General features: G+C 67.3%; 24 protein-coding genes. 11 read left to right on the top strand and 13 right to left on the bottom strand.

What is annotated here, in order from left to right:
• The first annotated feature begins 52 nt into the window (after positions 1–52).
• Complete coding sequence (locus SOM13_RS12575) at positions 53–454, top strand: MerR family transcriptional regulator (RefSeq protein WP_320479917.1); 402 nt, start codon at positions 53–55, stop codon at positions 452–454.
• Between the two features lie 55 nt (positions 455–509).
• On the opposite strand, the gene SOM13_RS12570 is transcribed toward SOM13_RS12575, so the two are convergent.
• Genes SOM13_RS12570 through SOM13_RS12555 form a run of 4 tightly spaced genes read right to left on the bottom strand, consistent with a single transcriptional unit; the run spans position 510 to position 3,676 of the window.
• Entirely contained in the window at positions 510–1,565 is a 1,056-nt protein-coding gene (locus tag SOM13_RS12570) for a HAMP domain-containing sensor histidine kinase (protein WP_320479916.1), read from the bottom strand.
• Positions 1,562–2,233, bottom strand: coding sequence for a response regulator transcription factor (locus SOM13_RS12565; RefSeq protein ID WP_320479915.1), 672 nt, complete (start codon positions 2,231–2,233; stop codon positions 1,562–1,564). The genes SOM13_RS12570 and SOM13_RS12565 overlap by 4 nt, the downstream gene beginning before the upstream one ends.
• Positions 2,234–2,243: 10 nt before the next feature.
• Entirely contained in the window at positions 2,244–2,879 is a 636-nt protein-coding gene (locus SOM13_RS12560) for a DedA family protein (protein ID WP_320479914.1), read from the bottom strand.
• Entirely contained in the window at positions 2,876–3,676 is an 801-nt protein-coding gene (locus tag SOM13_RS12555) for a phosphatase PAP2 family protein (RefSeq protein WP_243214690.1), read from the bottom strand. The genes SOM13_RS12560 and SOM13_RS12555 overlap by 4 nt, the downstream gene beginning before the upstream one ends.
• 118 nt (positions 3,677–3,794) lie before the next feature.
• Between SOM13_RS12555 and SOM13_RS12550 the strand changes: the two genes are divergently transcribed.
• Positions 3,795–4,592 (top strand): hypothetical protein, encoded by a 798-nt coding sequence (locus SOM13_RS12550; RefSeq protein ID WP_320479913.1) that lies wholly within the window; start codon positions 3,795–3,797, stop codon positions 4,590–4,592.
• A 46-nt stretch (positions 4,593–4,638) separates the two neighbouring features.
• Positions 4,639–5,136 carry a DUF2231 domain-containing protein gene (locus tag SOM13_RS12545; RefSeq protein WP_320479912.1) on the top strand — a complete coding sequence of 166 codons (498 nt, stop codon included), beginning with the start codon at positions 4,639–4,641 and terminating at the stop codon, positions 5,134–5,136.
• A 116-nt stretch (positions 5,137–5,252) separates the two neighbouring features.
• Here SOM13_RS12545 and SOM13_RS12540 read toward each other — a convergent pair whose 3' ends face one another.
• Both SOM13_RS12540 and SOM13_RS12535 read right to left on the bottom strand, forming a co-directional pair.
• A complete protein-coding gene (locus tag SOM13_RS12540; RefSeq protein WP_243214692.1) occupies positions 5,253–5,591 on the bottom strand; it encodes a transcriptional regulator in 339 nt (112 codons plus the stop codon).
• Complete coding sequence (locus SOM13_RS12535) at positions 5,551–6,009, bottom strand: hypothetical protein (RefSeq protein ID WP_320479911.1); 459 nt, start codon at positions 6,007–6,009, stop codon at positions 5,551–5,553. The genes SOM13_RS12540 and SOM13_RS12535 overlap by 41 nt, the downstream gene beginning before the upstream one ends.
• Before the next feature lie 232 nt (positions 6,010–6,241).
• On the opposite strand from SOM13_RS12535, the gene SOM13_RS12530 reads away from it, so the two are divergent.
• On the top strand, positions 6,242–6,718 hold the full coding sequence (locus tag SOM13_RS12530; RefSeq protein WP_320479910.1) for a hypothetical protein: 477 nt from the start codon (positions 6,242–6,244) through the stop codon (positions 6,716–6,718).
• An 8-nt stretch (positions 6,719–6,726) separates the two neighbouring features.
• Here the strand turns inward: SOM13_RS12530 and SOM13_RS12525 are convergent, their stop codons facing one another.
• Together SOM13_RS12525 and SOM13_RS12520 are read right to left on the bottom strand one after the other, a co-directional pair.
• The gene (locus SOM13_RS12525) at positions 6,727–7,731 is read right to left on the bottom strand and encodes a zinc-binding dehydrogenase (protein WP_320479909.1); all 1,005 of its coding nucleotides are present in this window, start codon (positions 7,729–7,731) and stop codon (positions 6,727–6,729) included.
• Positions 7,732–7,752: 21 nt separating this feature from the next.
• Complete coding sequence (locus SOM13_RS12520; protein WP_320479908.1) at positions 7,753–8,310, bottom strand: TetR/AcrR family transcriptional regulator; 558 nt, start codon at positions 8,308–8,310, stop codon at positions 7,753–7,755.
• A gap of 71 nt (positions 8,311–8,381) precedes the next feature.
• On the opposite strand from SOM13_RS12520, the gene SOM13_RS12515 reads away from it, so the two are divergent.
• From SOM13_RS12515 to SOM13_RS12500, 4 genes are read left to right on the top strand one after another with little or no spacing between them, the layout of a single operon-like run.
• A complete protein-coding gene (locus SOM13_RS12515) occupies positions 8,382–8,768 on the top strand; it encodes an MmcQ/YjbR family DNA-binding protein (protein ID WP_320479907.1) in 387 nt (128 codons plus the stop codon).
• A complete protein-coding gene (locus SOM13_RS12510; RefSeq protein ID WP_320479906.1) occupies positions 8,765–9,124 on the top strand; it encodes an MmcQ/YjbR family DNA-binding protein in 360 nt (119 codons plus the stop codon). The genes SOM13_RS12515 and SOM13_RS12510 overlap by 4 nt, the downstream gene beginning before the upstream one ends.
• Positions 9,121–10,446 (top strand): replication-associated recombination protein A, encoded by a 1,326-nt coding sequence (locus SOM13_RS12505; protein WP_320479905.1) that lies wholly within the window; start codon positions 9,121–9,123, stop codon positions 10,444–10,446. The genes SOM13_RS12510 and SOM13_RS12505 overlap by 4 nt, the downstream gene beginning before the upstream one ends.
• A gap of 19 nt (positions 10,447–10,465) precedes the next feature.
• A complete protein-coding gene (locus SOM13_RS12500) occupies positions 10,466–11,899 on the top strand; it encodes a carboxylesterase family protein (RefSeq protein WP_320479904.1) in 1,434 nt (477 codons plus the stop codon).
• A gap of 71 nt (positions 11,900–11,970) precedes the next feature.
• On the opposite strand, the gene SOM13_RS12495 is transcribed toward SOM13_RS12500, so the two are convergent.
• The 3 genes from SOM13_RS12495 to SOM13_RS12485 all read right to left on the bottom strand — a co-directional run bounded on the left by SOM13_RS12495 (position 11,971) and on the right by SOM13_RS12485 (position 14,375).
• Positions 11,971–12,330: a cyclophilin-like fold protein gene (locus tag SOM13_RS12495; RefSeq protein ID WP_192043271.1), complete on the bottom strand. Its 360-nt coding sequence runs from the start codon at positions 12,328–12,330 to the stop codon at positions 11,971–11,973.
• Between the two features lie 91 nt (positions 12,331–12,421).
• Positions 12,422–13,384, bottom strand: a complete 963-nt coding sequence (locus tag SOM13_RS12490) for an aldo/keto reductase (protein WP_320479903.1) — start codon at positions 13,382–13,384, stop codon at positions 12,422–12,424.
• 64 nt (positions 13,385–13,448) lie between these two features.
• Positions 13,449–14,375: an aldo/keto reductase gene (locus SOM13_RS12485; RefSeq protein ID WP_320479902.1), complete on the bottom strand. Its 927-nt coding sequence runs from the start codon at positions 14,373–14,375 to the stop codon at positions 13,449–13,451.
• A gap of 80 nt (positions 14,376–14,455) precedes the next feature.
• Here SOM13_RS12485 and SOM13_RS12480 point away from each other — a divergent pair, with 80 nt between their 5' ends.
• On the top strand, positions 14,456–15,049 hold the full coding sequence (locus SOM13_RS12480; protein ID WP_320479901.1) for a TetR family transcriptional regulator: 594 nt from the start codon (positions 14,456–14,458) through the stop codon (positions 15,047–15,049).
• A 92-nt stretch (positions 15,050–15,141) separates the two neighbouring features.
• Here SOM13_RS12480 and SOM13_RS15385 read toward each other — a convergent pair whose 3' ends face one another.
• Entirely contained in the window at positions 15,142–15,615 is a 474-nt protein-coding gene (locus SOM13_RS15385) for an HIT family protein (protein ID WP_414655526.1), read from the bottom strand.
• Positions 15,616–15,620: 5 nt separating this feature from the next.
• Positions 15,621–16,190: a recombinase family protein gene (locus SOM13_RS12475; protein WP_320479900.1), complete on the bottom strand. Its 570-nt coding sequence runs from the start codon at positions 16,188–16,190 to the stop codon at positions 15,621–15,623.
• A gap of 122 nt (positions 16,191–16,312) precedes the next feature.
• Here SOM13_RS12475 and SOM13_RS12470 point away from each other — a divergent pair, with 122 nt between their 5' ends.
• Entirely contained in the window at positions 16,313–17,014 is a 702-nt protein-coding gene (locus SOM13_RS12470; protein ID WP_320479899.1) for a DNA polymerase ligase N-terminal domain-containing protein, read from the top strand.
• A 146-nt stretch (positions 17,015–17,160) separates the two neighbouring features.
• Complete coding sequence (locus SOM13_RS12465; protein WP_320479898.1) at positions 17,161–17,652, top strand: hypothetical protein; 492 nt, start codon at positions 17,161–17,163, stop codon at positions 17,650–17,652.
• The last annotated feature ends 26 nt before the right edge of the window (positions 17,653–17,678 follow it).

Raw genomic sequence — 17,678 nt, 5'->3', positions numbered from 1 at the left:
AGGTTCAAGCCGCTTGAAGGTCAAGCGGCGTCGGCGGCTCTAGGGTCGCGGTGTGCGAATCTCCGAGGTCAGCCAGCGCAGCGGCGTCCCCGCCACGGCGCTTCGCTACTACGAGTCCATCGGGCTATTGACCCCTGCCAGGACCTCGAACGGGTACCGGGACTACACCCCGGACGTGCTGAACCGGCTCGACCTGATCGAGGCCAGCAAGGAACTCGGCCTGCCCCTCGATCAGATCGGCGCGCACCTCAGCACCATGGAATCGACGTCCTGCACCGATGTTCGGGAGGCGCTGCGGCCGCTCTTAGCCGAGCAGGTGCGTCAGATCGAGGAGAAGCAGGCCCGGCTCGACCGGCTCCGGTCACGCCTTGGTCGTGCCGAACACGACCTCGCCGAGTGTCCTGACCGGTCCGAGCGGTGCTCGACCGAGTGTGTTTTCCACAGCGGCACCTAGGGACTATCCGTCTCCGGACGGCAATCTTCATTCTGGACACGGTCGATGGTTTGCGTCAGGTCGTATCGGTGGAGGCTGGCAGGACCAGCTCGAGCGTCGTACCCGCGGTAGAAGTCGACGCAACCCGGACGCTGCCTCCGTGGCGAACGGCGATCTCCCTGACGAGGGCGAGACCGATTCCGAAGCTCGGTCGGGTGCCGCCGCCGGCACGCCACGAGGCTCCGTCTGCCGGCTCAGACCGGGCGAACCGGTCGAAGACACGCGTGGGCTCGATGCCCGTGATCCCTCGCCCCTCGTCGCTGATCGCGAGCACGGCCGAGCCTCGCTCCTCCCGGGTCGACAGAGTGACGGTCGAGCCAGGGGGCGCGTGGCCGATCGCGTTGTCGAGCAGGGACAGCACCGCCCGCCGGAGGCTCGCGCGCGGCACTCCGACCCACGAGGCGGTCGTGCGGTCGTGCCTCAAAGCCACGTCGCGCTGGTCGGCGAGCACGGACATCGACCGCAGGACGTCCGCGACCACGTCGTCGAGGAACACCGCGTCGCGCACGACAGCCGGGCCGGCAGGGTCGCCACCCGCTGCCTCGAGCAGGTCGCCGACGATGTCGACCAGGGCTCGAGAGTCGTCGCGGAGTCTCGCCAGATCGGAGGTGACGTGCTCGTCGGCGGTGGCAGCACCTCCGGTGATCTTCCGCTGCAGCGCCTGGAGGCGGGCGTCGAGCACCGTTAGGGGCGTGCGCAGCTCGTGGCTGGCGTCGGCGACGAACTGGCGCTGCAGGCGGAGGGCCTCGCCGAGGGGCCGGACGGCACGGCGGGCGATGACCACCGTGACGAGGCCGGCGAAGACGACGCCGGTTACGCCGAGGACGACGAGGCCGGCCACGACGTCCGTGGCCGAGACGAAGACCTCGCCCTGGCCCGCGGCGGCGACCTGCTCGAGGCGCTCCTGCGGGACGGTCTGGTGCAGCACCCACGCGACGGTGAGTGCGAGGGCGCCGACGACGACGAGGCCCGAGACGAGCACGATCTGTCGGCCGATCGACCGGGCGGCGGCCTGCAGGGCCGCGGTCTCGGGATCGGCCTGGCCACGGGCCGGCCCTCGTCGCCTGGTCACAGCGCTCCGATCCGGTACCCGCGCCCGCGCACGGTGAGCACGACGTCGCGGTCGATCTTGCGGCGCAGGTAGCTGACGTAGGTGTCGACGGTGCCGAGCTGCTCCCCGTGCGGGAACACCCGCGCGAGCAGGTCGGCCCTGTCGAAGGTGTGGTCCGGGCGTCGCGCGAGCTCGGCGAGCAGGGCGCTCTCCCGCTCGCTCAGCACCACGCGGCTGGACCAGGGAGTGACGACGATGCGGCTCTCGGGATACAAGCGTGCCTCCCCCACGTCGAGCCAGCGCTCCTCGACGGCGAACGACCGCGTCAGGGCGCGCAGCCGGGCGAACAGCTCGTCGAACTCGAACGGCTTGACGAGGTAGTCGTCCGCGCCGCCGTCGAGCCCCGCGACCCGGTCGGCGGTCGTGCCGAGCGCGGTCAGCATCAGCACGGGGGTCGTCACGTGCTCGCGACGGAGGGTCGCGACGAGCTCGGTGCCCTCGAGCCCCGGGAGGCGGCGGTCGACGACGAGCACCGCGTGGCCTCCTGCCCGGGCGGCGTCGAGCCCGCGTCGGCCGTCGGTCTCGAGGTCGACCTGCCAGGCCTCGCCGAGCACGTCGGCCACGATGGGCCCGAGCCCGGGGTCGTCCTCGACCAGCAGGAGGCGCGGGCGCGCGTCAGGACCGGTCACCCACCGCCTCCTAGTCCCTCGTCGTCGTCGCTGCGGCCGTCCTCCCGGCCCGAGCGGCGCGCGAGCGCCGCAGGGCGGTGACCACGATCGGCAGCACCGACACGACGACGAGCCCGACGGCGAGCAGGTCGATGTGGTCTGCCACGAACGGTAGGCCACCCAGCAGCGATCCGAGCACGGTCATGCCAACGGCCCAGAGGAGAGCGCCGGTGAGGTTCCAGACGATGAACTTGCGATACGGGTAGCCGCTCGTGCCGGCGGCCAGGGGAACGAAGGTGCGGACGACGGGCACGAACCGGCCGAGGACGAGCGCCTTGCCGCCGTGCCGCTCGAAGAACGCCTCGGCCTGCTCGAGGTGCGCGGTCTTCAGCACGCGGGCGTCGGGGCGGAACCAGCGGCGCCCGAACCGGTGTCCGAGGAAGAACCCGACCTGGTCGCCGGCCGCCGCTGCGAGGAACGCGCAGAGCGCGATCACCGCGACGCTGAGGCCGAGGCTCTGGTGCAGCAGGCCGGCGGTGACGAGCAGCGAGTCGCCGGGCAGGAACGGGAACAGCAGGCCCGACTCGACGAAGATCATCAGCGACAGGCCGCCGAGGGCCCACGGGCCCATGCCTGCGAGGAGGGTCTGGGGGTCGAGGATGCTCATGAGCGGGTCCGTCCTGGGTCGGTGGTCGCGGAGGGGTTCGGCGCCGACGGCCCGAGGGGGTGGGCCGACACCGAGCGCTGCTCGATCCGGTCGAGGAGGCGCAGCCACGGCGGCAGGGCCAGCGCCACCACCGAGCAGCCGAGCACGACCGAGGCGACCGTGTCGCTCGGCCAGTGCACGCCCGCCCAGACGCGAGAAAGCCCGACGACGGCCACGGCGAGGGCGGAGGCCCCGACCACGACCGGCGTCCAGCGCCTCCCCCAGACGAGCAGTACGAGTGCCAGCGCGAGTCCGGTCGCCAGGGCCGTGTGCCCGCTGGGGAACGAGAACGAGTGCGGCTCGACGATCAGAGGGTCGACGAGGAGCCCAGGGTCGGGCCGGTCGCGTTGCACGACGAGCTTGACCAGCTCGGCAGCGGCCCACGGACCGACCGCGACGCCGAGGGCCGTCAGGGCGGCGGTCGCCCGACGGGTGACCACCCACACCGCGACGGCCAGCAACAGCACGAGGGCTGCGCCCAGCTGCGGGCCGAGCAGCCGGTCGACGAGCAGCGCCGCCTGGTCGAGCACCGGCACGTGGGCACGGCTGGCGTGCTGGACGAGGTCGAGGTCAACCTCGTCCACGCCGCCGGCGCCCGAGTCGATGAGCAGCCCCGCGACGACGACGCCGGCGACGCCGGTCGCGCCCCACGCCGCCCACGCCCGGTCGTGGACGACCGCGCGGACGGCGGGGAACGGAGGAGGCGCGGTGCGGCCGTGAGGGAGCGCCGACGAGGGCGGACGGTGCAGGACGGTCATACACGAAGGCTCCGCCCGAAGGTCCCAGAAACCGCCCAGATGCCCTGGCGGGCCGACCCGCGCCTCCTCGTCTCGGGCTCTGAGCGGTTTCTGGGAGGCGACACGCGACCGTCATCGCATGACGACACGCGCTGTTCCGACCGGGGCCACGGCCCCCGACCGCCGGGCCCTGCTGAACAAGGTCCCCGAGATCACCGTCGCCTTCTGGGTGATCAAGGTGCTCTGCACCACCGTCGGCGAGACCTTCGCCGACTTCCTCGCCGACGGCCTCGGACTCGGGCTGACCGTGACGAGTGTGGTGATGGCTGCCCTGCTCGTCGTGGCGCTGGTCGTGCAGTTCAGGACGCGGGTCTACGTGCCCGTCGTCTACTGGCTCGCGGTCGTGCTGATCAGCGTCGTCGGCACCCTCCTGACCGACACGCTGACCGACTCGCTCGGCGTCAGCCTGTGGGTGTCGACGGCCGTCTTCGCGGTGGCGCTGGTCATCGTGTTCGTCGTCTGGCACCGCATCGAGGGCACCCTCTCGATCCACGAGGTCACGACCCCGCGTCGCGAGTCCTTCTACTGGGCCGCCGTGCTGATGACCTTCGCGCTCGGCACCGCGGTCGGCGACCTCCTCGGCGAGCAGCTCGCGCTCGGCTACCTGCCCTCGGCGCTGCTGTTCGCCGCGGCGATCGCCGTCGTCGCCCTGGCGCACCGGTTCGCCGGCGTCGGGTCGGTGCTCGCCTTCTGGGCCGCGTACGTCCTCACCCGGCCGCTCGGCGCCTCCGTCGGAGACTTCCTGTCGCAGCCGGCAGCCGACGGCGGGCTCGGCCTCGGGTCGACCGTCACGAGCGTCGTCTTCCTCGCCGCGATCGCCGCGCTCGTCGTCGTGCTCACGGTGCGACGACCGGCGCGACCCGCGCTGCGCGTCTGACCGCCCCGCCCTCCTCCCTCACCACGCCCTCGAGAAAGAAGACCCCATGGACTGGCAGATCAACGGCCTCCCGATGCACCCGCTCGTCGTCCACCTCGTCACCGTGGCGTTCCCGACGGCGTCACTGCTGATCCTGATCGGCGCGTTCTGGCCCGCGCTCCGTCGACGGCTGGGCGTCATCACCCCGCTGATAGCCCTGGTGTCGCTGATCGCGGTGCCCCTCGCGACGTCCTCCGGCGAGTCACTGGAGGAGCGGGTCGGCCCCAGCGCACTGCTCGAGGCCCACACGCAGCTGGGCGACACCCTGCTGCCGTGGGCGATCGCCGTGTTCGTGGTCGCCGTGGCGCAGTGGGCGTGGCAGCACTGGGTGCTCACGCCGGAGGCGCACCGCCCGCGGCCGGCCCTCCGGCGCGACGTGCGCCTGGTCGTGGGCGCCGTGCTGACGGTGCTGGTCGTCGGCACCAGCATCGGCGGGATCGTCACGACGGTCCGCATCGGCGACTCGGGCGCAAAGGCGGTCTGGTCCGACTCATCGGCCACCTGAGCGCCCCGGTCCGCTCGCACAAACCTGTGATGACCGACAGCGAAGCCATCACACGAGCCGGTGACGCCCGGCTACCGATCGGCTATCGGGCAGTCAACGGTCGATTGCCGTACCGCTCAGGTCCTGGCTGATGCGAGGTCTTGAAGGGCGGCGAGGTGCCCGTCGATTGCGTCCCGGCCCGCGGGTGTGAGTGCGATGCGGGTGGTTCGACGCGCGTCACGCCTGGTCGTGGAGGCCTCTTTCGTCGTGCTCATGTACCCGAGTTCCGTGAGCGCGCGGACGGTCTTGGACAGGTTCGCGTCGCTCAGCCCGAGAGTCGTGGCGAGGACCGAGAAATCGATGTGGTCGACGGGGCGGAGAAGAGCGCACAGGCGGAGCCTCGTTGGAGCATGGATCGATTCGTCAAATCGTGCTCTAGACGCCACGCCGCAGCTCCTGGCCGTAGAAGTGGTCATAGACGTATCCGCCCGGGAACATGACGAGGAAGCTCACCGCGCCGGCCGTCAATGCCCAGGCAGTCGAGTCGGCATGCACGGCGAGGCCGGAAACGAAGACCATCGTGAGCACCACGATGCCCATCGCGACGAGGACGAGCAACGATCTGGGGCCAGGAACCCTGTTGGTGGAGATGCCCGTCGTGAGTACGAAGGCCCGCTCGAGGCCGACGAGCCCGAGACAAGCGAAAGCTATGACAACGAAGACCCACACGCCTCCAGCAAGGGGAGCCAGAGGTATCGCCGCCGTGAACAGCGCCAGCCCCGGGTAGTACCAGCGTGGCGAACGCGTCCTTCGCGCCAGTTCGAGCCTGTCACCCTCGAGACCACGCAAGGCATCGCGAGCAGAGATAGGACTCTGAGCATGATTGCTTTCCATGTGGACAAGTTATTCACTTAACCATGCGGAAAGCAAGGGTCAGCTTGCGACCCTGCTTGACGCTCCGTCACTTGTCTCCCTAACCAATCCCCTATCGGACACGGGTCACCCGAAGAAGGGGGCTCGCTTCCCATGATGCACACCCCTGGGAGCTGCACGCGCTGAAGCCCCTGATTCTTGGAGTACTCGTCCCCGTAGGCAGGCCCTAACCTGATGCGAAGGAGGAGCCGTAATGAGCATTACCTTGGAGCGTCCGGTACGCCCACAGCGGTCGGACGGACGTGTTTTGGTCCTCACGGGAGCCCTGATCGGCGCCGGCGGCGCGCTGATCTTGCCCGTCCTGTGGGTGGTCGTATGGAGCGCCTTTGGCGGACTCGACGGCGGCGGGATCACCGAATGGATCTTGATCTGCCTTATCTATGCCGTTCCTGCTGCCGTGGCCTTTGCCCTCATCGGGGCTGTCGCTGGATTCATTTGCGCGTCGCTGTGGCGGCAGCGCCTGCGTTGGGGCAGGTCGAGAAGCCAGGCGCTAGCTGCATCGGCCGCAGCGGCAGTTGTCGGGATCTCAGCAGGGATAGCTGTGGGTCTCCTCACTCAAGCCGTTTTCTCCGGAGCGTTCATCGGTCTGATTGCTGCTCTAAGTGCTGGCATCACGGCGGTCTTGAGCTTGCGACGATTGGCGCGACGAGAAGCACCGCCAGTTCGGTAACCGATCCCCTAACGGACACTCTCGGCTAGAAGTGTCACAACGTGTTTCCCTGGCGTGCGACTGGAGTCGAATGCCCGATGAGCATCTGCCACGTGGTCCAGTCCCTGATAAATGTTCGCGATGACGACGGTGAGTGTGCCGTTTGCGATCGCCTGAAGGTATGTGTTCAGAGCGGCGGCGGGAAGGTCGGCTGCTTCTCCGCCGTAGCTGGTGAGGTTGGTGCCGTTTGGGATCGTGAACGGGGAGAATTCTGGAATCGTCCACGTGTCGCTGAGAGCGCCGACGAAGCAGACCGTTCCTCCGTGCTTCACGAGGGTGAGCATGTCCGGGAGGCGGGCGGCGCTGATGAATTCGAGGACTCCGTCGAGCCCGTCGGGCGCGAGTGCGCCGACTTTGTCGGTGAAGGTCTCGTCGTCGAGGAGGACGTGGTCGGCACCGATGCGGAGAAGGAGCTCAGTGCGGTCCTCGTTTCGGGTGGTTGCAATCACGTGGGCACCGAGGAGGTGTGCGATGGCGATGGCGGTCAACCCGACGGTCGAGGTTCCTCCGTGGATCAGCACGGATTGGTTGGGCTGCAGGCGTAGGCCGGTCATCAGGGCGCCGTGGGCTGTCTGCAGCATCTCTGGAAGGGCGCCTACGACGGCCCAGTCGAGTTCGGTGGTGAAGGGGATGGTGTTCGAAGCATCGACGACGGTGTACTCGGCGTAGCTGCCATCGGTGGTGCGGCCGAGGCCGCCCATCATGGTGGCGACCTTCTGACCGAGGGGTAGATCTACGCCCTCTCCGACTGCGTCGACGGTGCCGACTGCTTCAATGCCGAGGATGCGCGGGAATGTGAAGTCGGGCCCGGATTCTCCTCTTCGGCTGGTCACCTCGGACTCGTTCACACTGAACGCGCGGACACGGATGCGCACCTGCCCCGCCGAGACTGGGGGCGGGGGAACTTCGGTGACGATAAGCCCGTCTGGGGTGACTGGGCCGGTGAGTCGAATGGCCTTCATGGTGTCAGGCATTGCGGATCTCCTTGGGGTTCATCACGGCTGACGATCTTCGAGCAGGGCGTGGAAGGCGCGGCGCACCATGGCCTCGTCGAGCGGTGCGTCGTCGTGGAACAGGCGATAGCTCCACCAGCCCCACATGAGCGCATCGACTGCTCGGGAGGTCGAGTCAGACAGCCTGCTTCGGAGGATGACGAGCGACTCTTCCTGGAAGCGACGGAGGACTTCCGCTGCGCGGGTGCTCCTGGCGGCGTAATGGGAAAGCTCGTTGTAGAGGCGAAGGTCTTGGCGTCCGGGGCTGGTCGCTCCTATGGTCGCTGAGACGAGGGCCGCGACGACCGCATCTGTCGAGGATGCAGCTCGCAGTGGTGCGGCGAATCTCGACTCGAGTTCGCTTTCGAGTGATTCGAACGCGGCGACGATGAGCCCGTCGAGGTCGGAGAAGTAATACGTCGCCGAGCCCAGCGGAACACCCGCAGTGCTGGCGATCCGCCGGTAGGAGGCCGCGTGGACTCCCTCGGTGCGGATCACCTGCAGCGCGGCGCTCAAGATGCGCGCACGCCGTTCAGGGTCGTTGGGCTTGCCTTTCCGCACTCATTCTCCTTTGTCAGTCCAAGTGCGTACCATCGTACGTACTTTCCGGAGTTGACGATCGTGGAGGACACATGAAGGCCGACACCATGCAGGAGCACGCCCGGGCACGAGCTACGGAGTTGCCTGGTGCAGACCTCGTGCAGCCGTTTGGTCCGGACTGGGACGTGTTCAAAGTCCGGGGCAAGGCCTTCATGCTCACGACGGAGATCACCGGGGAACCGATCGTTGTCCTCAAAGCCGCACCAGAGGACGCGAAAGCCCTTCGCGAGCAGCACGACGACATCACGCCCGGCTACCACATGAACAAGAAGCACTGGATCACCGTCCACCCGGGAGGTGATCTTTCGGCTCCCCTCGTTGACGACCTGGTCACCGAGTCGTATCTGCTGGTCGTTGAGGGCCTCCCCCACGTGAGACGGCCCGTGGACCCGACGACGTTCGGCCGGCACGAGCGATGATCTTCTCGGGCGTGCAGCTGCAGAAGGTGGCCCGTGACGCAGCCTCGACGCTGGAGTACGTCAGCCGTGGGCACCCGTTCACCCCGCACCTGGAGGTCTGGAAGGTGCGGGACAAGGTGTTCCTCATAGTTACGGACGACGATCCTGACCTGCAGATCATCACGGTGAAGGTCGATCCGCACTACGCCGACGCGCTCCGCCGCGACCATGAGTCGATCACTCCGGGGCGATACCTCGACAAGGACCACTGGATCTCGGTCGGCGAGGGTTCTGGTGTGACGAAGCGTCTCGTCGAGGACTTAGTGCGCGGTTCCCACGACCTCGCCGCCGGCGGCCAGATGGGCCGACGCTCATGAGCGCGCAGCCATCGTTGTTTGACGTCGACGACTCGTCTCAGCCCCTCGCCGACCGGTTGCGGCCCCGGACGCTGGGCGACGTGGTCGGGCAAGGTCACGTCCTCGACGCGGACTCGCCCATCGGCCGCATGGTGACGGCGCATCGACTTGTGTCGATGATCCTGTGGGGGCCTCCGGGCTGCGGGAAGACCACCATCGCCCGGCTCCTCGCTGACCAGACCGGCCTCGCGTTCGAGCCGCTCTCGGCCACGTTCTCTGGTGTTGCCGACCTGCGGAAGGTGTTCCGAGCAGCGTCGGGGCGCCGCGAGATCGGGCAGGGCACGATGCTCTTCGTCGACGAGATCCATCGCTTCAACCGTGCTCAGCAGGACTCGTTCCTGCCCTATGTCGAGGACGGCACGGTCGTCCTCGTCGGTGCGACGACGGAGAACCCGAGCTTTGAGCTCAACGGTGCTCTCCTGTCGCGCAGTCAGGTCTTCGTCCTCCGCCGACTCGACGAGGGAGCCCTCGACACGCTCGTTGACCGCGCCGAGGAGCTCCTTGATAGACCGTTGCCCCTCACTGCCGGAGCCCGCGAGGCGCTGATAGCTATGGCGGACGGGGACGGGAGGTACCTGCTGAACATGGTCGAGCAAGTGCGCTACCTGCCCGCGCCCGTCGATCAGGCGACCCTCGCGGCGGCCGTGCAGAAGCGGGCACCGCTGTACGACAAGACACAGGAGGGGCACTACAACCTCATCTCCGCGCTTCACAAGTCCTTGCGCGGTTCAGACCCGGATGCGGCCCTGTACTGGCTCGCCCGGATGCTGGAGGGAGGGGAAGACCCGCTGTTCATCGCGCGCCGCCTCACCAGGTTCGCCACCGAGGACATCGGGATGGCCGACCCTGCAGCCGTCCAGCAGGCCCTGGCGGCCTGGGACGTCTACGACCGCCTCGGCTCACCGGAGGGGGAGCTCGCCATCGCGCAGGCGGTGGTCTACCTGGCTACGGCCCCGAAGTCGATCGGCGTGTACCGCGGGTTCACCCGGGCGCAGGCAGCCTCGAGACGCACGGGTTCGCTGATGCCGCCCGCCCACATCCTGAACGCACCCACACGACTGATGAAGGATCTCGGCTACGGCGAGGGCTACCAATACGACCCGGACACCGACACCGGCTTCTCTGGCGCCGACTACTTCCCTGTGGGGATGCCCCGCGAGACGTTCTACGAACCCAGCACCGGTGGCTACGAACGCGCCATCACCGAACGCCTCCGCCACTGGGCCACTCTCCGCGAGCATCCAGCCGCATCCCACCACCACTCGCCTCACGTCGACGACTGACACCGAAAGGAACACCCCGATGGACACCGCCCCCACCCAAGACCAGACATCAGTCCGCTCGTGGCTCGGAATCCCCTACGCCACCGCGGCCCGTTTCCGCAGCCCACAGACCGTCCCCTTCGACCCCGACCTGCCGTATGAGAAGAAAGGCCCGGCGCCGCTGCAAGCGGGCGACACCACCTGGCTCGAGGCCGACAGCGGCTTCAGCGAGGACTGCCTGAACCTCAACGTCTGGGCACCCGAGACCGCCGGCGAAGAGCCGCTGCCGGTTGTCGTCTACATCTACGGTGGCGGCTGGATGCTCGGGTCGAATACACAGACCACCTCCAACGCCTCCGGTCTCGCCGCGACCGGGCGAGTCATCGGAGTCGCGGTGAACTACCGTCTGGGCGCCTTCGGCGCGCTCTCGCTCTCCCACTACGGTGGGGCGCTCAGTGAAGCGAGCAACCTCGCCCTCCAAGACATCATCGCGGCCCTCCGGTGGGTGCGTGAGAACATCGCCCGGTTCGGTGGTGACCCGGACAACGTGACGGTCACGGGCCACAGTGCTGGCGCCTACTCGACCCTGAACCTCCTGGCTGCGCCCTCTGCTGCGGGCCTCTTCCACCGCCTAGCTGCGTTCTCCGGGATGCCCGCACGCCTCGTGCCGGCATGGGGGGCCGAGAAACGTGCCCATGCGGTGCTGACAGCTCTTGGCCTTGAGGACCACCCCGAACAGCTGCTCGACGTCGACGCGTTCGAGCTTGCGGAAGCGATGGCGAAGACCCAGTCATCTGATCCAGGCGCCGCCCACGGTGTGGACAACGACATGATCGGTCTCGTCGACGACAGAGACCAGCCACACGGTGTCCTCGCCAGTCGGCCCATGGACGTCCTCCGCTCGGGCCAGCACCGCGACGTCGACATCTTGTTCAGCAGCACGACACATGAGATCGACTACTGGGTCCTCTACCGGACGAAGGACTTCGACCCCGGAAGCATCGACGCCATCGTCGATGACTTCTCGGACCGGAACCGCATTCCCCGAAGTCGTGCCCAGAAGATCGTTGCGGAGTACGACGTCGACGGGCGCACCCCCATCGAGGTCAGAGGGGCACTGCTGACTGATCTCACCTTCACCCTGCCGCAGACCCGTGGGGCCCTCGCTCACGCGGGCGCTGGTGGCACGGCGTATCTGTTGTCGATCGGCCCCGCCGAAGGCGCCCCTGCCTTCCACGGGACAGAAATGTACGGCATCGTCGGGCAGACGCGCCCGGACTCCAGCGAGGAGCAAGTGGCCCGCGACAGCTTCGTCCGCGACGCACTGCTTAACCTCGCCGAGGGTCGACGCGATGCGCTTTGGGCGCCCGTCTCGGCTGAGCTCACGGCGAAGGGGATCGGGAGCCCTCCCTACGACCCGACAGCTCACGCGCTCGAGGTGCTCCGCACGTTCGAGGGCATCGACAGGCCCTGAGAAAGACGGCCCCCGACGGGCCGGATCGTGTGAACGATCCGGCCCGTCGGGGGCTGTGCTGTTGCTTGTAGCTAGAGCTTGTCGATCGTGATGGTGAAGGCGTCGCCGGCATCAGCGATGATCTCGAGGCCGCTGGTCACGGTGCCGAGGTGGACGATGCCGGGTTCCGGGATCTCGAGCTTGCCGTCATCAGCGGTGAAGAAGATGATGTCGTGGCTGTCGGCCCAGTAACCGATCTGGCCGACGCTGTAGGTGAGCATCGTGTCGGTGGCCGTGACCAAGGGGCGAGGGAGCGGGCCTGGCTTTTCCCGCTCGAAGAGGTCGTACATCTCGATCGTGACGGGCAGCAGAGCCATGAGCTCGTGGCCGGCCGCTGAGTCGACGATCTCTCCGGTGGCCTCGCCATCGGGGAGAGTGATCTGGATCTTCATGTGGTGCTCCTTCTTAGAAGTGGAACAGGGACCCGGAGGTCAGGGGGCGAGGCAGCGCAGCTTCCTCGCCCCCTGGGGGTTCAGGAGGTCATCACTCCCACTCAGCGGTCATGCCAGCGGGGAATCGGGATCCGAACCCGCCGGTGGGCAGGATCTCCCTGATGCGGTCGAGGTCTGCCTGGGTGAGGGTCACGTCGGCGGCTCCGGCGTTCTCCTCGACGCGCGTGGCGCTGCGTGTACCGGGGATGGGCACGATGTGCTCGCCCTGCGCGAGGAGCCATGCCAAGGCGAGCTGTGCGACGGTGGCGCCCTTGGCCTCGCCGAGCTCGGCGAGTTGGCGAGTGGCGTCGAGGTTCTTCTCGTAGTTGCCGGGCTGCCAGCGTGCCGCGGTGTGACGCATGTCGGACGGGTCGTACTCAGCTCCAGGCTTCGTGGTTCCGGTCAGGAACCCGCGGCCCAGCGGCGAGTAGGGGACCAGCCCGATGCCGAGCTCGTCGAGGACGGGGAAGAGCTTCTCGATCTCTCGATCGAACAGGGAGTACTCGGTCTGCAGGACCGAGACGGGCTGAACAGCGTGTGCGCGGCGCATCGTGTCCGGGCCCGCTTCGCTGAGGCCGAAGTACTTGACCTTGCCCGCGTCGATGAGCTCCTTGACGGTGCCGGCGACATCCTCGATGGGCACGTTCGGGTCCGGGCGGTGCTGGTAGAGGACGTCGATGTAGTCCATGTCGAGGAAACTGAGGCTGTTCTCCACGACTTCGAGGATGTGCTCGGGGCGGCTGTCGAAGCTGAAGTCCGGCTTGAAACCGAACTTGGTGGCGATGACGACGTCATCGCGGAAAGGCTTCACCGCGCGGCCGACGACTTTCTCGTTCTCGCCCCAGCCGTACATCTCAGCGGTGTCGAAGAGCGTCACTCCGAGCTCGTGGGCCTTGCGGATGGCTGCGACGCCGGCGTCCTCTTCGCCGGGACCGTAGAACGAGGAGATGCCCATGGATCCGTAGCCGATGGCGGACGTGGTGAGGCCCTGCTGGCCCAGTGTGCGGTGCTGCATGATCGTGCCTTTCAGTGGTGGTCAGGATGTCGCCGCCAGGAGGCGGTTGGAAGAGAGGGACGAACTAGACGTGTGCACCGTTCGGCACGATGGTCTCGATCCGTGCGAGGTCGCTGCTGCTCAACTCGACGTCGGCAGCTGCAGCGTTCTCGAGGACCCGTTGAACATTTCGCGAGCCCGGGATTGGCACGATGTTCGCCCGGCGGGTGAGCAGCCAGGCCAGTGCCAACTGAGCCAAGGACATGCCCAGGTTCTGCGCCAGAGCATCGAGCTGGTCGACGATGTTCCTGTTCGCGTCGTAGTTGCCTTCGGCCCACCAGGGGTTGCGCTGTCGGAAGTCATCAGCGGGGTAGCCCGAGAGGTGTTTCACCCCGCCGGTCAAGAACCCCCGCGCCAGGGGGCGATACGCAACGACACCGAATCCGAGCTCGTCGCTCAGGGGGAAGTACTCCTCTGCCCCACGATCGAACAGCGAGTAGGACACTTGGACAACGCTGATCGGATGCACCGCGTGGGCGCGGCGAGCATTCTCCGGTGTCGTGTTCGAGAGCCCGAGGTACTTCACTTTGCCCTCGTTCACGAGCTCGGCCATCGCGCCGGCGACGTCTTCGATCGGGACCGCTGGATCGTGGATGTGTTGGTAGAGGACATCGATGCGTTCCGTCCCCAAGGCCCTGAGGCTTTTCTCGACCACGTCGCGGATGTGTCGGGGCCGCGAGTCCTGTCCGAAGGACGGTGTGAAGCCAAACTTCGTGGCGATCGTCACCTCATCACGAACCGGAGCGAGAGCGGTGCCGAGGAGGCGTTCACCACGGCCCCATCCGTAGAGCTCCGCGGTGTCGAAGTGCGTGACGCCGCTGTCGTGTGCCTGGCGGATAGCGGCGACCGATGCGTCGTCGTACGTGCCACCGTTTCCCAGACCGCTATCCATCGAGCCATAGCCCAGGAGTGACGTTGTCAGGCCTTGGCCTCCGAGGTTCCGTTGCTTCATGTGTGTGTCCTCCCTCAGCCAGGCAGATTCCGCCTTGAGTGGCAGAGTCTGCCACTTATGGCAGCTGTAGAGTAGCTCTCATGGCGGAGAATAAGCAACTTGTTGGCGGCTTGCGGGCCGCCGCCCGCGACGCGGTTCGCCAGCAACTCGCGGACGTCGCAATCGACCTGATCTCAGAACGAGGCTTCGACGGTGTGACGGTCGAGCAGATTGCCTCGGCCGCCGGCGTCTCGGTTCGCAGCGTTCATCGGTACTTCCCGGCCAAGGAGGACATGGTGGTCGGGGGCCTCAGCGCCTACGGCTCGGTAGTCAGGGATGCTCTTCTGGAGCGCCCCCAGGACGAACCGATATTGAAGTCACTCGAGGCCGCTTACGGCGCGATGCTTCGCACCCGCCCACAGACCGACCGAGACAAGATCGCGGTGCGGCTACTGGCGGATGCCCCGTCTCTGCACGCTCGGAATGCCGAGAAGCACCTAGCTTGGGCCGCCCTACTCGAGCCGATCGTTGCCGACAGGTTGGTAGGGCTCGACATCGACCTCCGAGCACAGGTTCTCGTGGGAGTCAGCATCAGTACGTTCTCGAGCGCCCTTGCCGTCTGGGCGCAACCCGGTGAAACACGAGGCGTTCACGAGGTGCTGACCGCCGCGTTTGAGACACTCCGGTCCGCCTGAGCGGCCCGAGAATCTGCCTCGCCCTCAGCAAGCCCACGTGGGCGGTCCATACCGAGGGCATCTTTGACCGCTCGTGGATCGGCTATCGGGCGCTACTCGAACATCTCCGCCAGGGCCGCGTGGGGGTCTCCGTCGAAGTGGTGAATAGAGGGCCGTGGTGGCCAATGGGTGGTCTTGTCGTCAGGCCAGCACGGGACGACATGGAAATGCAGGTGCGGGACGCTCTGACCAGCGTCTTGGCCTGAGGCTTGGAGAAGGACGCTGCCCGTGGCACCGAGCCCGCCTCGCATCGCTCGCGCGACGCGCTGTACCAGGGCAATCGTCGCCGCCAGCGAGCTAGGCGATGCCGTGCGAAGGTCCGTGGCGTGTTCGACGGGTACGACCAGAGTGTGCCCGGGAGCGAGTGCCGAATCGGGCAGAGGCGCGAAGGCCACGGCGTCGTGTTCACGTTCTATCCACACGGCCGGAGACGAACCGTCGATGATGCGGCAGAACGGGCAGGGTTCCAACTGCTCAGCCTCGTGGGGCGCCGCGGCCACCTGAACTTGCACCTCTGGTGAACCCATGGCCATCACGCCTGCTCCCCTCGCTGGATCGCGCGATAGACCGTCGAACGGGCGACGCCGAAGAGCTCGGCGATCTCACTCGTGGTATGGGCGCCGGTGCGGTGCAGCTGCACGAGGTGCTTCTCTTGCGAGGGGGTGAGCTTGGGCTTGCGGCCGCGGAGCTTGCCTGCTGCCTTCGCGATCGCCATGCCCTCCCGGGTACGGGCGCGGATGAGGTCCGCCTCGAACTCGGCCACCATACCGAGGACATTGAACAGCAGCCGGCCGACCGGGTCGGTGGGGTCGTAGACCGCTCCCCCGAGGTTCAGCGCGACGCCCTTCTTCGTCAGCTCGTCCGCGATGTCGGTCGCGTCGCGCAGCGACCGGGCGAGACGGTCGAGCTTGGTGACGACCAGCACGTCGCCGGCACGGCACGCAGCTAGTGCCTCGCGGAGCCCAGGCCGGGCTCGAGTCGTACCCGAGAGGCCGTGGTCAACATGCACGTGTTGATCGTCAACACCGAGTGCTGCAAGACCGTCACGTTGTGCCGCGAGATCTTGTCCCGAGGTCGAGACGCGGGCGTATCCGATGAGCATCCGATGACTGTAGCGTTTAGACCCCCGTCACCGGGCATTTTTGCGGGACAGGCATACGCGAATCCGCAGGCCAGACGCTACTTGGCCTCAGCCGGCCAAGACGGGCCCGAGAAGGCGTCCCGATGAACGACCGGCTACGGGGCGGCAGGAACCAAATACCTACCCGACTCCACGGCGTTTCTCCTGGTGAGGGGTCATGGCAGGGCCTCCTAAGCGCTCACTGGCGGGCCACCTGCCTGACAGGATCCTTTCCGAGCTCATGTCTTCTTGACACGAGATACGCCAGGGCACGAGCGCCCGCACCCCACCACGCCGGACACGTTTGTGGAACACCTGATCGTGCCCGAGACCGGACAGGACACCACCACGGCGATCAACCGGCTCGAGTGAGCCACCGACGATCACTTCACCGCCACAGAAGGAGGCCCCCAATTCCTGAATCACCCAGCCGCTTCCTCTTGACTGAACACCACGCCCGCTCGCACCACTGGGACCTTCGCCTCGAGGACCAGGGAGTGCTGCTGAGCTGGGCGCTCCCCAAAGGAGAACCGGGACAACTCGGAGTGAAGCGCTTGGCCCTGCGCACTGAGGATCACGCACTGGACTTCATCGATCCCGACTACGCGATCGCAATGGCAGCCGCAGGTAATTCATCACTCCTGATCACTGATTCAGGCATATATGAACGCGAGGTGTGGTCGCCTGACTCGCGAATCATCGTCGTTCTGGCGGGTGGCGATCTGGGCACCCGGCGCCTCGCTCTGACCCGCGCAACCCGCATGGGTCACAACACCTGGTTGGCACAGCGTCTCGCTTCGCGGTAGCTGCAACGTGGCCCTCACAGGCCCTCTCTACTTCTCACGGAACGCCCTACGGTCGAGGAGGCGCAGCTCGTCTCCCGGGCCGGGGCACGGTGATCGATCGAGCAACGCCGCGAGCGACTGCTGCGCCCTGACGAGAGGCACGACCCATGAACCGACAGACCCGCACCATCTCCGCCATGGCCCTGCTGCTGGGTGGGATCCTCGCCACGACCGGCTGCACACAGTCCTCCGACGCCGCCGCACCAGCGGAGCCGAGCCCCACGGCGTCTGCGACGAGTCCGCTCGTCGGCGAATGGGAGATGACTTCGCTTGAGGTCGGCGCCGAGGGCGACCTGCAGCCGCTGCCTTACGGCGGCCAGGTCATCTTCACCGCGAGCGGGACCATGGCCGTGCAGGCCGCGAACCCCGACACCGAGGCCCCCGACGGCCCGTACACGGTCGGCGGCTACGAGGCCTTCTACGGCGAGATCACACCGGTCGACGGCGACTCGTTCACGGTCGAGGTCGAGTCGGCTCTGGCGCGTGATCTCGTGGGTCAGAGCCTCGCCCGGGATTACGACGTCTCGGGAGACACCCTCGTGCTGACGCCGACGGATCCGTCCGAGGGTTTCCGCGCCACCTACGCACGCCAGGACTGATTCCGGGACGGAGAACGGGCCGCCCT

It is taken from the genome of Frigoribacterium sp. CFBP9030, assembly GCF_034045195.1.
GTDB lineage: Bacteria > Actinomycetota > Actinomycetes > Actinomycetales > Microbacteriaceae > Frigoribacterium.
The sequence above is the reverse complement of the archived record's forward strand: the minus strand, read 5'-3'. Positions and strand labels throughout refer to the sequence as shown.

Coding starts and splice junctions, on each gene's coding strand:
- SOM13_RS12560 (WP_320479914.1), bottom strand. CDS start 2,879: ATGAGCATCCTCGACCCCCAGACCCTCCTCGCAGGCATGGGCCCGTGG.
- SOM13_RS12555 (WP_243214690.1), bottom strand. CDS start 3,676: ATGACCGTCCTGCACCGTCCGCCCTCGTCGGCGCTCCCTCACGGCCGC.
- SOM13_RS12550 (WP_320479913.1), top strand. CDS start 3,795: ATGACGACACGCGCTGTTCCGACCGGGGCCACGGCCCCCGACCGCCGG.
- SOM13_RS12545 (WP_320479912.1), top strand. CDS start 4,639: ATGGACTGGCAGATCAACGGCCTCCCGATGCACCCGCTCGTCGTCCAC.
- SOM13_RS12540 (WP_243214692.1), bottom strand. CDS start 5,591: ATGACCACTTCTACGGCCAGGAGCTGCGGCGTGGCGTCTAGAGCACGA.
- SOM13_RS12535 (WP_320479911.1), bottom strand. CDS start 6,009: ATGGAAAGCAATCATGCTCAGAGTCCTATCTCTGCTCGCGATGCCTTG.
- SOM13_RS12530 (WP_320479910.1), top strand. CDS start 6,242: ATGAGCATTACCTTGGAGCGTCCGGTACGCCCACAGCGGTCGGACGGA.
- SOM13_RS12525 (WP_320479909.1), bottom strand. CDS start 7,731: ATGCCTGACACCATGAAGGCCATTCGACTCACCGGCCCAGTCACCCCA.
- SOM13_RS12515 (WP_320479907.1), top strand. CDS start 8,382: ATGAAGGCCGACACCATGCAGGAGCACGCCCGGGCACGAGCTACGGAG.
- SOM13_RS12510 (WP_320479906.1), top strand. CDS start 8,765: ATGATCTTCTCGGGCGTGCAGCTGCAGAAGGTGGCCCGTGACGCAGCC.
- SOM13_RS12505 (WP_320479905.1), top strand. CDS start 9,121: ATGAGCGCGCAGCCATCGTTGTTTGACGTCGACGACTCGTCTCAGCCC.
- SOM13_RS12500 (WP_320479904.1), top strand. CDS start 10,466: ATGGACACCGCCCCCACCCAAGACCAGACATCAGTCCGCTCGTGGCTC.
- SOM13_RS12495 (WP_192043271.1), bottom strand. CDS start 12,330: ATGAAGATCCAGATCACTCTCCCCGATGGCGAGGCCACCGGAGAGATC.
- SOM13_RS12490 (WP_320479903.1), bottom strand. CDS start 13,384: ATGCAGCACCGCACACTGGGCCAGCAGGGCCTCACCACGTCCGCCATC.
- SOM13_RS12485 (WP_320479902.1), bottom strand. CDS start 14,375: ATGAAGCAACGGAACCTCGGAGGCCAAGGCCTGACAACGTCACTCCTG.
- SOM13_RS12480 (WP_320479901.1), top strand. CDS start 14,456: ATGGCGGAGAATAAGCAACTTGTTGGCGGCTTGCGGGCCGCCGCCCGC.
- SOM13_RS15385 (WP_414655526.1), bottom strand. CDS start 15,615: ATGGGTTCACCAGAGGTGCAAGTTCAGGTGGCCGCGGCGCCCCACGAG.
- SOM13_RS12475 (WP_320479900.1), bottom strand. CDS start 16,190: ATGCTCATCGGATACGCCCGCGTCTCGACCTCGGGACAAGATCTCGCG.
- SOM13_RS12470 (WP_320479899.1), top strand. CDS start 16,313: ATGAACGACCGGCTACGGGGCGGCAGGAACCAAATACCTACCCGACTC.
- SOM13_RS12465 (WP_320479898.1), top strand. CDS start 17,161: ATGAACCGACAGACCCGCACCATCTCCGCCATGGCCCTGCTGCTGGGT.